The sequence below is a fragment of the Allomesorhizobium aridi genome (assembly GCF_043769475.1).
Taxonomy (GTDB): domain Bacteria; phylum Pseudomonadota; class Alphaproteobacteria; order Rhizobiales; family Rhizobiaceae; genus Allomesorhizobium.
Window position 1 is genome coordinate 5,230,570 of record NZ_CP171729.1, and the last position, 12,216, is coordinate 5,242,785.

The 12,216-nt window shown below is 65.3% G+C and carries 12 protein-coding genes and 1 pseudogene; 12 read left to right on the forward strand and 1 reads right to left on the reverse strand.

Annotation, left to right across the window (positions count from 1 at the left end):
• Positions 1-162 precede the first annotated feature (162 nt).
• Together ACG873_RS27885 and ACG873_RS27890 are read left to right on the forward strand one after the other, a co-directional pair.
• Positions 163-399, forward strand: a complete 237-nt coding sequence (locus tag ACG873_RS27885) for a type II toxin-antitoxin system Phd/YefM family antitoxin (protein ID WP_394889002.1) — start codon at positions 163-165, stop codon at positions 397-399.
• On the forward strand, positions 400-777 hold the full coding sequence (locus ACG873_RS27890; RefSeq protein ID WP_394889004.1) for a type II toxin-antitoxin system death-on-curing family toxin: 378 nt from the start codon (positions 400-402) through the stop codon (positions 775-777).
• Positions 778-1,524: 747 nt separating this feature from the next.
• Here ACG873_RS27890 and ACG873_RS27895 read toward each other — a convergent pair.
• Positions 1,525-1,707: a hypothetical protein gene (locus ACG873_RS27895; protein WP_394889006.1), complete on the reverse strand. Its 183-nt coding sequence runs from the start codon at positions 1,705-1,707 to the stop codon at positions 1,525-1,527.
• 18 nt (positions 1,708-1,725) lie between these two features.
• Here ACG873_RS27895 and ACG873_RS27900 point away from each other — a divergent pair, with 18 nt between their 5' ends.
• From ACG873_RS27900 to ybeY, 10 genes and pseudogenes are all read left to right on the forward strand, one after another.
• Positions 1,726-1,974, forward strand: coding sequence for a hypothetical protein (locus ACG873_RS27900; protein WP_394889007.1), 249 nt, complete (start codon positions 1,726-1,728; stop codon positions 1,972-1,974).
• A 103-nt stretch (positions 1,975-2,077) separates the two neighbouring features.
• Positions 2,078-2,482: a hypothetical protein gene (locus ACG873_RS27905; RefSeq protein ID WP_394889008.1), complete on the forward strand. Its 405-nt coding sequence runs from the start codon at positions 2,078-2,080 to the stop codon at positions 2,480-2,482.
• Positions 2,483-2,650: 168 nt separating this feature from the next.
• Complete coding sequence (locus ACG873_RS27910; protein ID WP_394889010.1) at positions 2,651-4,672, forward strand: hydantoinase/oxoprolinase N-terminal domain-containing protein; 2,022 nt, start codon at positions 2,651-2,653, stop codon at positions 4,670-4,672.
• Positions 4,673-4,809: 137 nt separating this feature from the next.
• Positions 4,810-7,023 (forward strand): annotated as a pseudogene (locus tag ACG873_RS27915) (malate synthase G).
• 124 nt (positions 7,024-7,147) lie between these two features.
• A complete protein-coding gene (gene tsaB / locus ACG873_RS27920; protein WP_394889012.1) occupies positions 7,148-7,831 on the forward strand; it encodes a tRNA (adenosine(37)-N6)-threonylcarbamoyltransferase complex dimerization subunit type 1 TsaB in 684 nt (227 codons plus the stop codon).
• A 2-nt stretch (positions 7,832-7,833) separates the two neighbouring features.
• Positions 7,834-8,316 carry a ribosomal protein S18-alanine N-acetyltransferase gene (rimI, locus tag ACG873_RS27925; RefSeq protein ID WP_394889014.1) on the forward strand — a complete coding sequence of 161 codons (483 nt, stop codon included), beginning with the start codon at positions 7,834-7,836 and terminating at the stop codon, positions 8,314-8,316.
• Positions 8,317-8,345: 29 nt separating this feature from the next.
• Positions 8,346-9,137: a lysophospholipid acyltransferase family protein gene (locus tag ACG873_RS27930; RefSeq protein ID WP_394889016.1), complete on the forward strand. Its 792-nt coding sequence runs from the start codon at positions 8,346-8,348 to the stop codon at positions 9,135-9,137.
• 57 nt (positions 9,138-9,194) lie between these two features.
• Entirely contained in the window at positions 9,195-10,604 is a 1,410-nt protein-coding gene (gene miaB / locus ACG873_RS27935; protein WP_394889018.1) for a tRNA (N6-isopentenyl adenosine(37)-C2)-methylthiotransferase MiaB, read from the forward strand.
• Between the two features lie 71 nt (positions 10,605-10,675).
• Entirely contained in the window at positions 10,676-11,671 is a 996-nt protein-coding gene (locus ACG873_RS27940) for a PhoH family protein (RefSeq protein WP_394893744.1), read from the forward strand.
• Positions 11,672-11,684: 13 nt separating this feature from the next.
• A complete protein-coding gene (gene ybeY, locus ACG873_RS27945) occupies positions 11,685-12,197 on the forward strand; it encodes an rRNA maturation RNase YbeY (protein ID WP_394889020.1) in 513 nt (170 codons plus the stop codon).
• Positions 12,198-12,216: the final 19 nt, after the last annotated feature.

The window sequence follows — 12,216 nt, forward strand, 5'->3', positions numbered from 1 at the left end:
GCCTGCCAGAATCGCTGCGCCGACTGCGTCCTATCGGAAAACAAAGATATACAAAGCATGAGTCGGCTTTGCAAACCGAGTTGTCTAAGCCGTATCGAGCGTATTGCCACTCCGCTGTGCGCATTTCTTGCCCAAATTAGCCAATTCAGCTAATCTCTCTCCATGAAAACCCTCACTGCCACCGACGCCAAGAACCGATTCGGCGAACTGATCGACATGGCGCAGGCCGGGCCCGTCCGCGTGCAGCGGCAGGGCCGCGACGTGGCGGTGGTGCTGTCCCCGGAAGAATTCCGCCGTCTCTCCGAGGCTGCCAGCGGCAAGGTCAGCCCCGCCGTCCAGAAGCTGCACGCCGAAAGCGCGAAACGCTGGGCCAAGGTCTACGAGGCGCTGGCGAAATAGGTGGAATACCTCACCCTCGACGACGCGCTTTTTATCCATGCCGAGCAGTTGCGCCTGTTCGGCGGCGCTGAAGGCGTGCGCGACCTCGGCCTGATCGAATCCGCGCTGCTTCGCCCGCAGACCGGCTACTACGCCGACCTCATCGAGCAGGCGACGGCGCTGTGGGAAAGCCTGGCGATGAACCATGGCTTCGTCGACGGCAACAAGCGCGTCGCCTTCGCCTGCATGGACATCTTTCTCGGCCTCAACGGCGCGCGGCTGGAGGCCGAGCCGGACGACGTCATCGCGTTCATCTACCGCCACCTCGAAGCCGGCACCTTCCGCAAGCCGGTGCTGGAGGAATGGCTGCGCCGGCACGTCTCGCTTTCGTCATCCTAGGGCGAAGCAGGAGCGAAGCGACGTAGCGAAGACCCTAGGATCCATGCCGTACCATCGCGGCAGTGCTCCGGGGGGCGGAACAGTCGCTCACCTGCACCGCCGGCAGGCATGTTCGACGTTCCGGCATGGATCCTCGGGTCGAGCCCGAGGATGACGAAGGTGGGGAACGACACGGCGTTTCACCGCTCCCCAAAAAAAATTTCCACGCCTCTTTATCCACACCCCCCAACCCCTCCCGCATAATCCCCTCGTCCTTCCTGCCGGGAACGCTCCGGAGTCGTTCGAAAGCGGGGAAGGATCGGCGCCTCCGTTCCATGGCCGACGAAGCCGTGGGGCCGGGGAGGCTCTGCCCAATGGTTCCCCTCGGGACAATACGGTCCCGGCGTGCTGGAGGAGCACACAGGCCCGAAAAGCCGCAAGGTTTAAGGGCGCAGCGGAACGGGCGGGGACAGAAATCGCCGGACGGGCGGGTCGCGAGATCGCACATACATAAAAGATGAGCGATCCCGCGACCGCCCGTCTTCCCGGTCCTGAGCCTGCCGAAGGGCTTTCACCAACTCGGCCTCGCGGCGCGGGAACGGAGACGCTTGTGCAAAAAATCACCCCAGGAGCAAAACATGCCCGACGATAAACCCCAGCCGCTGCTCTCCCAGGCCGGCAACCCGTTCCCACCCCAGCTGACGCCGGTCTTCCTGGATATGAGGCCGGTGAACGGCGTGCCGCTCGAAAGGATGTGGCCGCGTCCGCTCAAGGAAGGAAAAAGACGGGCTGCAGGACCACGAAGGCTGCGTCACCACGAGCGAATATCTCTACGAGACGATCGAGCCGTACTGGCCGCGCTTCAAGCTGCGCCTCTGCCCGCGGACTGACGAGACCGACGCGCAATATGCGGCCTACCGGCGCGACATCGAGCACCATACGCTGGTCCACAGCGTCTATCTCGGCACGATGCAGCAGATCTGCACCGCGCTGGGCAACCACAAGGGCTGCGCCAGACGCGCCTGCCGCCGGCGCGGCCGCTGCTGCGGGCGTCGCGACGAGGACAGATACGCGATCTCCTTCGCCATTTTCCCGCCCTGCGTGCCGATCGACATCGACATCATCGAAACCTACCGCATGGCGGCGGTTGAGTTTCTGACGGCGGTGGTGCGGCAGTCGCCCGAACGGAAGCCGGACGACGGCGGAAACGGCGGTTGATGGGCGTGCGGTCCCGCCGATTGCCGCTTCCAAAACCCCCGGCCGCGTGCCAATCTCGCCGGCGCGGCCGGGTGGGCCGTTTCTTTGTTTTCGGGGGCTTATCATGAACTTTTCCGCCGTGGCGCGCCGCGCCGCATTTTCCGTTCGCCTGTGCGCGGCTGCCCTTCTCGGGCTTGCGGCGCTCGCCGGCTCGGCCACCGTCGCCGGCGCTGACGACGTCACCTTCGTCATGAACAACGGCCATCCCAATGCCGTGCGGGTCGAACTCTACAGCCAGGATCGCGACCATGTCTGGCCGGGCGGCGGCGAGGATTATTATCTCGACGATGGCGAAAGCAAGGAGATGTCGCTCGCCTGCGAGGCGGGCGAGTCCATCTGCTACGGCGCCTGGATCGACGGCGACGAAAACACCTACTGGGGCGTCGGCCCCAACAATGCGCAGACATGCGAAAATTGCTGCTACACCTGCGAGGGCGGCGAGACCGAGGAGATCAATCTGCTGCCGTGAGGCTCCTTTTCCTCGCCCCCGCGCAGCGGGGGAGAGGTGGTGAGCGAAGCGAACCGGAGAGGGGGCCAGCGCCAACCTGGTCCAAGCGGGCGGTGCTAGCCTGCCGGACGGCTATGGGCTAAGGGGCGCGGGAGAAAAATATCCACGCCCCTTGGAATGCCCTTTAGAATGACCGCCAGGAAAACACCGCCCGCCGCGCCGCTCTTCTTGGGCATAGACACCGGCGGCACCTACACCGACGCCGTGCTCTGGTCGGAGGCGGCGGGAGTGGCGGCGAAGGCGAAGTCGCTGACCACGCGGCACGATCTGGCGGTCGGCATTTCCGGCGCGGTCGGCGCCGTGCTGGAAAAGGCGAAGGTCGACCCGGCCGCCATCAAGCTGGTGTCGATGTCGACCACGCTCGCCACCAACGCCCTCGTGGAAGGGCAGGGCGGGCGGGTCGCGCTGGTCATGATCGGCTTTTCCGAAGCCGACCTCGCCCGCGACGGATTGAAGGCCGCGCTCGGCACCGACCCGGTGGTGTTCTGCGGCGGCGGCCACGATGTCCACGGCAACGCAAAGCCGCTTATGCTGGACGAACTGGAAGCGGCGCTGCCGGAACTGGCGAAAGGCGTCTCGGGCTTCGCCGTCTGCGCCTATTTCGCCACCCGCAACTCGGCCCACGAGATCGCCGCCCGCGATCTGATCCGCGAAAAGACCGGCCTCCCCGTCACCGCCAGCCACGAGCTTTCCGCCAAACTCGGCGGCCCGCGCCGCGCGCTGACCACGCTCCTGAACGCCCGCCTGATCTCCATGATCGACCGCCTCGTCGCCGCCACCGAAGGTTTTCTCGCCGACCGCAAGATAAAAGCCCCGCTCATGGTGGTGCGTGGCGATGGCGCTCTGGTCTCCGCCGCCTTCGCGCGCGCAAGGCCGATCGAGACCATTCTGTCCGGTCCCGCCGCCAGCCTCGTCGGCGCCCGCCACATGACCGGCCTCGAAGACGCCGTCGTGTCCGACATTGGCGGCACGACCACCGACGTCGCGGTGCTGGACAAGGGCCGGCCGCGGCTCGATCCGGAAGGCGCCACCGTCGGCGGCTATCGCACAATGGTCGAGGCGGTCGCCATGCGCACCTTCGGCCTCGGCGGCGATTCCGAAATTTCGCTGGAGGATGGCGGGCTGCGCCCGCGCCTTCTGCTCGGCCCCCGCCGCCTCGTGCCGCTGGCGCTCGCCGGCATGATGCATGGCGAGGTGGTCACCGGCCAGCTCGAACGGCAGCTGCGCGCGCCCAATCCCGGCCGCATGGATGGCCGCTTCGCGATGCGAACCGGCGTGCCGGAGCGGCTGGCCGCCGGCCTATCGGGACCGGAATCCAAACTTTACGAGGCAATCGGCGCTCAGCCTCTGCCGCTCGATACCCTGCTCACGTCCAATGCGCAGAATGCGACCCTCAACCGCCTAGTCGCGCGTGGTCTCGTCCATGTCGTGGGCTTCACGCCGTCGGACGCCGCCCACACGCTCGGCAAGCAGGCGAACTGGGACGCCGTTGCCGCCCGCCTTGGCGCGGAGCTCTTCGCCCGCAAGCGCGACGGCCGCGGCCAGCCGATCGCGGCGAGCCCGGAGGCTCTCTCCGAACGCGTGCTGGCCGCGCTCACCCGCTGGTCGGCCGAGGCGATCCTCGAAACCGCCTTCGCCGAGGACGGCCTGGATGGCGCGGCGACAGTAGCTCATGCGCTTGTCCAGCGCTCGGTCGACGGCCATGAAGGCATCGCCCGGCTCACCGTCGCGCTGGATCGTCCGGTGATCGGCCTCGGCGCATCCGCCCGGCTGCATTATGCCGGGCTGCCGCAACTGGTCGGCAATGAATGCATCGTGCCGGAGGATACGGATGTCGCCAATGCGCTCGGCGCCGTCGTTGGCCAGGTCCGCGTCTCGGCCGAGGCCGGCGTCAGCCAGCCCAAGGAGGGGCTGTTCCGCGTCTCGTCTGGCGACACCGTGCGCGACTTTGCGAGCGAGGCCGAGGCGATCGCGGTCGCGGAAGCCGATGTGCGCGAGATCGCCGCTTGGCGCGCCAGGGCCGCCGGCACCGACACGGCCGAGATCGAGGTGCTGCGCGAGTTCCGCACCTCGACGGTGGAAGGCCAGCGTATGTTCATAGAGGCGCAGATTCTCGCTGTCGCCACCGGCCGCCCGCGCATCGCGGTGTAGGCCGGCGGATTTGTCCACGGGGTGCGATCCCCGCGTTATCCTGTACGTATCCGGAACTTAGGGTGAATTGACCCGTTCCGCCCGGCATGGTCAAAGGCGCGAAAATGAAGCCCCGACGCCTTTTTGGAGAAGAAACGATGACGGATCTGGTCGAGGTCGCCGGCTTGCGAATTGCGCACCCGCTGCATGATTTTGTGGCGCGCGAAGCGTTGCCGGGCACGGGGATCGACCCCAATGCCTTCTGGGCCGGCTTTTCCGCGATCGTCCACGATCTCGCCCCGAAAAACCGCACTCTTCTGAAAAAGCGCGACCATATCCAGGAGCGCATCGACCTCTGGTACCGGGAAAACGGCGCGCCGGTCGACATGGCCGCCTACAGACGGTTCCTTGAAGAGATCGGCTATCTCCTGCCCGAGGGGCCGGATTTTCCCGTGACGACGGAAAATGTCGATCCGGAAATCGCCGTCGTCGCCGGGCCGCAACTGGTCGTGCCGGTTATGAATGCGCGCTATGCGCTGAACGCCGCAAATGCGCGCTGGGGCTCGCTCTACGACGCGCTTTACGGAACCGATGTGATCTCCGAGGAAGGCGGCGCCGAAAAGGGCAAAGGCTACAATCCGGCGCGCGGGGCGAAAGTCATCGCCTGGGCGCGAAAATTCCTGGACGATGCAGCCCCCATTGAGGGCCCTTCGTGGAGCGCGGTGACGAGGCTCGAAGTGGCGGACGGCGCGCTAGTGCTCGGCGCCGGCACGCCCGCCCAGCGTTCGGTCGGCGACGGCGAGGAAGAGCTGCAGCAGATCGCGCTTGCCGACCCAACGCAGTTTGCCGGCTACCGAGGTGAACCGGATTCCCCTTGGCGATCCTGCTGAAGAAAAACGGCCTGCACATCGAGATCGTCATCGACCGCAGCAGCGCGATCGGCAAGGCCGATCCCGCCGGCATTTCCGACGTGATCCTGGAATCGGCACTGACCACCATCCAGGACTGCGAGGATCTCGGTCGCGGCCGTCGATGCCGAGGACAAGGTCCTCGCCTACCGCAACTGGCTAGGCCTGATGAAGGGCGACCTGGAGGAAGAGATCGAGAAGGGCGGCAAGACCTTCGTTCGCAAGCTCAATCCGGACCGGACTTACACCGCGCCAGGCGGCGGCGAGCTGACGCTGCCCGGCCGCTCGCTGATGCTGGTGAGGAACGTCGGCCACCTGATGACCAATCCGGCGATCCTCGACCGGGATGGCAACGAGGTTCCGGAAGGCATCATGGATGCGATGATCACCAGTCTCATCGCGCTGCATGATGTCGGTCCGAACGGCCGGCGGAAAAATTCGCGCGCCGGATCGATCTATATCGTCAAGCCGAAGATGCATGGGCCCGAGGAAGTAGCCTTCGCTGTCGAGATATTTTCGCGCGTCGAGACGGTTCTCGGCATGGCGCCCAACACACTCAAGATGGGCATCATGGACGAGGAGCGCCGCACCACGGTCAATCTGAAGGAATGCATCCGCGCGGCCAAGGAGCGGGTGGTGTTCATCAACACCGGCTTCCTTGACCGCACCGGCGACGAGATCCACACCTCGATGGAAGCCGGCCCGATGATCCGCAAGGGCGACATGAAGCAGGCCGCATGGATTTCTGCCTATGAGGCCTGGAATGTCGACATCGGGCTCGAATGCGGCCTTTCCGGCCACGCCCAGATCGGCAAGGGCATGTGGGCGATGCCCGACCTGATGGCGGCCATGCTCGACCAGAAAATCGCGCATCCCAAGGCCGGCGCGAATACGGCCTGGGTGCCGTCGCCGACTGCGGCCACGCTGCATGCGACGCATTATCACAAGGTCGACGTGCAGGCGGTGCAGGAAAGTCTGAAAAGCCGGCCCAAGGCGAAACTCGACGACATCCTTTCCGTGCCGGTCGCCGTTCGGCCGAACTGGACGCCTGACGAAATCCAGCACGAACTCGACAATAACGCGCAAGGTATTCTCGGCTATGTGGTGCGCTGGATCGATCAGGGCGTCGGCTGTTCGAAAGTGCCCGACATCAACGATGTCGGCCTGATGGAGGACCGCGCTACGCTCCGGATTTCCTCGCAGCACATCGCCAACTGGCTGCATCACGGCGTCTGCACCGAAACGCAGGTGATGGAGACGATGAAGCGCATGGCCGATGTGGTCGACCGCCAGAACGAGGGCGATCCGCTCTACCGGCCGATGGCGCCCAACTTCGACAATTCGATCGCCTTCCTCGCCGCCTGCGATCTCGTCTTCAAGGGCCGCGCCCAGCCCAACGGCTACACCGAGCCGGTGCTGCATGCGAGGAGGCTGGAACTGAAGGCTGCGGAGCGGGCGGGGTGAACTCCAGAAATTTAGCTGGAAGCGGAACGACCGTGGTGCGCCAATTCGGGCGGCTCTGCGTGGACGGAGATGTTTTGCCCGGTTTTATACCTGCGGTCGCGCGCACCAAATCTGCGCGTGTGCCATGAAACTCCTCGCAATCGATTGCTCGGCAAGCCTCTGCGCCGCCTGCATCTATGACGCGCAGACCGACAAGGAACTCGGCCGCGCCGTGCTCGACCTCGGTAAGGGCCACGCTGAGCAACTGATGACCGTGGTTGGCCATGCGCTGAAAGAAGCCGGAATCGCCTTCCCTGACCTCGGCGCGGTCGCCGTTTCGGTCGGACCCGGCTCCTTCACCGGCGTGCGCGTCGGCGTCTCGGCCGCGCGCGGCTTCGCGCTGGCGCTTAAAATCCCGGCGATCGGCGTCACCACGCTGGAGGCGCTTGCCGCCGAGTCGCGGGACAAATTCGGCACACGCAATGTCCTCAGCGCGCTCGATGGCGGTCGTGGCGAAATCCAGGCAGCCGTTTACGATGGATTGGGAGGGATGCTGTATGCTCCGGCGGTGATAACATTGTCGCAGGCGGCGGAATTGGCGACGGAATTCTCACCCGTGCTCGCAGGCACGGCTGCGAAGGTGATCGCGGACGCGGTTCCGTCGCAGGCGTTCGACACCGGGCCGCTCAGCGCCACCGCCGACATCGCGGTCTATGCGCGCGTCGCCGCGAAGAAGGGTGCTGACGGCCAGAAGCCGGCGCCCGTCTATCTGCGCGAGCCGGACGCCAAGCCTCAGGCGGGCTTCATCCTGCCGAGGAGCGGTGGCTAGCCATGCGCTTCCCCTTTATTCCGCCGCGCCGCAGGGATTATTCCCTGGAGCCGCTCACCGTCGCCGACAGCGCGGCGGTAGCCGCTCTGCACCAGGAGGATTTCGTGCGGCCCTGGTCCGACGGCGAATTCGAGGCGCTGCTCGAACAGGACACAGTCTTTGGCTATGCGGCGCGCGAGGTCGGCCATGGAAACGAGCAGCCGGTCGGCTTCTTGCTGGCGCGGCTGGTCGCGGGAGAGGCCGAAATACTGACTGTCGCGGTCGCTCGCGCGCACCGCCGGCAGGGGCTCGGCTGGCAATTGCTCGACGCCGTGCTGCGCGAACTGCACGCGCAGCGCGCCGAGGCGCTGTTCCTCGAAGTCGACGAAACCAATATCGGCGCGATCGCGCTTTACCGGCGCATGGGGTTCCGCGAGGTCGGCAAGCGGCCGGGCTATTATCAGTCCGATCGAGGCGCGCTCGTCATGCGCCGCGACCTTCGCTAGCCGGTAGTCTTTGCGGGGGAAAGGCGGCGATGATCGGCAGGATCCGCATGTTTGTCGCGCTGCTGTTCGTCGCCATATCGACGCTCGTTCTCGTGCCGCTTCAGCTTCTTTCGATGAAGACGGGACTCTATCGCGAAAACCTGGTCCTGCGGATCTGGCACCGGATGATCCTCGCCGCGCTCGGATTCCGGGTCCATGTGAGCGGCGCGATGGCGGAAAAGCGTCCGCTCCTGATCGCGTCCAACCATGTTTCCTGGACCGATATCATGGTGCTCGGCTCCATAGTCGATGTCTCCTTCATCGCGAAATCCGAAATGGCCGGCTGGCCGCTGATCGGCGGCCTGTCCAGGCTTCAGCGCACGGTGTTCATCGAGCGCGAGCGCAGGCGCAAATCCGGCGAGCAGGCGAGCGAGATCGCCGCGCGTCTCGCGCGAAACGATGTGATGGTGCTGTTTGCCGAAGGCTCGACCGGCGACGGCAATCTGCTGCTGCCGTTCAAGAGCACGCTTTTCGGCGCGGCGGCGATGGCGATAAGCGAAGGCGCCGTCGAGCATGTGTTCATCCAGCCGGTGGCGATCGTCTATACAAGGCTTCATGGCTTGGCCATGGGCCGCCAGCACCGTCGCGTCGCGGCATGGATCGGCGACCAGGATCTGGCGCCGCATATCGGCGAACTGCTCGCCGAGGGCGCTGTCGACGTGGAAGTCCGCTTCGGCGAGCCTATCGAATTTTCGGCCGGAACGAGCCGCAAGGCAGCCGCAAAGCTTGTCGAGCAGCGCGTCTCCGCAATGATGCAGGAAGCGCTACGCAGCCCGCGCTGAACGGATGCAGGCAGAATCGTCTGTTTTTTGCCGCCGAAAAGCGTTAGAAGCCGCCGCATGGACTTGAATGACATCTCCCTACCGATGGCGGACACTCTGCCGGACGAGGCCGTCGCGGCTTCTCCGGCGGCGAAGAAGGTTTTTGTCAAAACCTACGGCTGCCAGATGAATGTCTACGATCTGCAGCGCATGACCGATGCGCTGGCGGCCGACGGCTATTCCCCGACGAGCGAGATCGGCGACGCCGACCTCGTGCTGCTCAACACCTGCCACATTCGCGAAAAGGCGGCGGAAAAGGTCTATTCCGAACTCGGCCGCATCCGCGAACTCAAGGCTGAGCGGGCGGCTTCCGGTCACGAGATGCTGATCGGCGTCGCCGGCTGCGTCGCCCAGGCGGAGGGCCGCGAGATCATCCGCCGCGCGCCGGCCGTCGACCTGGTGATCGGGCCGCAGACCTATCACCGGCTGCCGGAGGCGCTGAAGCGCGCCCGCGGCGGCGAAAAGATCGTCGAGACCGACTACGCGCTCGAGGACAAGTTCGAGCACCTGCCGAATACGGCGCGGGCGGAGATCATCAAGCGCGGCGTGACCGCGTTTCTGACCGTGCAGGAGGGCTGCGACAAGTTCTGCACCTTCTGCGTGGTGCCTTATACGCGCGGCTCGGAAGTTTCGCGCCCTGTGGCCCAGATCGTCGCCGAGGCCGAAAGGCTGGCGGAAGCCGGCGTTCGTGAGGTGACGCTGCTCGGCCAGAACGTCAATGCCTGGCATGGCGAGGGGCCGGACGGCGGTGAGTGGGGCCTCGGCCGGCTTCTGTTCCGCCTCGCCCAGATCCCCGGCCTGGCGCGCCTTCGCTATACGACCAGCCACCCGCGCGACATGGATGATGCGTTGATCGCCGCGCATCGCGACCTGCCAGCGCTGATGCCCTATCTGCACCTGCCGGTGCAATCCGGATCGGACCGCATCCTGAAGGCGATGAACCGCCGGCACACGGCCGCCGACTATCTGCGCCTGATCGAGCGCATTCGCGCCGCCCGGCCCGATATCGCCATGTCCGGCGATTTCATCGTCGGGTTTCCGGGCGAGACGGACGAGGATTTCGAAGCGACGATGCAACTCGTCCGCGACGTGCGGTACGCGCAGGCGTTCTCGTTCAAATATTCGCCGCGGCCGGGCACTCCGGGCGCGGAAATGAAGGCTCAGGTCGCCGAGGACGTGAAGGACGAGCGCCTCCAGCGTTTGCAGGCGCTGTTGATGGAACAGCAGGGCAATTTCGCCGTTAGCCTTATCGGCAGGACAATCGATGCGCTGATCGAGAAGCCCGGACGCCAGCCCGGCCAGATCGTCGGCCGGTCGCCATGGCTTCAGCCGGTTATTCTTGATGAAACGGCCGGCGAAATCGGTGACATTGTAAAGGCGCGAATCATCAGGGTTGGACAAACCAGCCTGTTCGCGCAGCCGGCTTGAACGGCACGGATGAGGAGAGACGGTTGAGCGCTACCGCAGACCTGAAGAACGTGCCCTCCGGGGCTTCGGACATGGCGCACATCGTACTGACCTTTGACAACAACAAGCTTGCCAGCGCCCTTTACGGCCAGTTCGACGAGAATCTGGCGCGGCTTGAGCAGAAGCTCGGCGTCGACATCAATTCGCGCGGCAATCAGGTCACCATCAAGGGCAGTTCTTCCGTGGCCGAGCAGGCGCGCCGGGCGCTCGACCATCTCTACGGCATCCTGCAGAAGGGGGCCGACATCGGCCAATCCGACGTCGACGGCGCGGTCAGGATGGCGGTCGCCGCCGATGACCAGCTGACGCTGCCGACGCTGGAGCGAAAAGGCAAGATGGCCGCCGCGCAGATCGCGACGCGCAAGCGCACCATCTATGCCCGCTCGCTCAACCAGGACGCCTATATGCGCGCGCTGGAGCGGTCCGAACTGGTGTTCGGCATCGGCCCCGCGGGCACCGGCAAGACTTATCTGGCGGTCGCCCACGCGGCCATGCTGCTCGAGCGGGGGTTGGTCGAGCGCATCATCCTGTCGCGGCCGGCGGTCGAGGCTGGCGAGCGCCTCGGCTTCCTGCCCGGCGACATGAAGGAGAAGGTCGACCCGTATCTGCGGCCGCTTTACGACGCACTCTACGACATGATGCCAGCCGACAAGGTCGAGCGGGCGATCACCGCCGAGGTCATCGAGATTGCGCCGCTGGCCTTCATGCGCGGGCGCACGCTGGCGCATGCCGCCGTCATCCTCGACGAGGCGCAGAACACCACGCCGATGCAGATGAAGATGTTCCTGACGCGTCTCGGCGAGAATTCGCGCATGATCGTCACCGGCGATCCGACGCAGATCGATCTGCCGCCCAACACCAAGTCGGGGCTGGTGGAGGCGCTGCGCATCCTTGACGGCGTTACCGGCGCGGTAACGGTTCGCTTCAACGAAACCGACGTGGTCCGCCATCCGCTGGTCGCCGAGATCGTCAAGGCCTATGACCGCGACGGCAAGATCGCGCGTGGCCTCGACGTGTCGGAACACTGACCGGCCGGAAGTCATGAGCGGAAATTCCAATGGAAGGGGCACGCCGGCGCCGCTTCCGGTCGAGATCGATCTGCTGGTCGAGGGCGGCGACTGGGCGCCCGAAGCAGAGCTCGAAGCCATCGTCCGCGAGGCGGTTGCAGCGGCCATGTCCGAAACGGGCGCGGTTGCCAAAGAGGGCACCGAACTTAGCGTCGTCTTCTCCGACGACGAACATATAAGGGAGCTCAACGCGCAGTGGCGAGGCAAGGACAAGCCCACCAACGTCCTGTCCTTCCCGGCCTTTATGCCGAAGCGCGGCGCTCCTCTTCCGCCGCTGCTCGGCGACATTGTGCTGGCCGCCGAAACCGTGATCCGCGAGGCGGCACTGGAAGGCAAGGCCGTCCGGCATCATATTACGCATCTCGTGATCCATGGCTTCCTGCACCTGTTGGGTTATGATCACGAGACCGGCGAAGAGGCGGAAGAGATGGAGGCAGTCGAGCGCAGGGCGCTCGCAAGGCTTGCCATTCCCGATCCCTACGCGTAACAAAGACCGATAACCGACG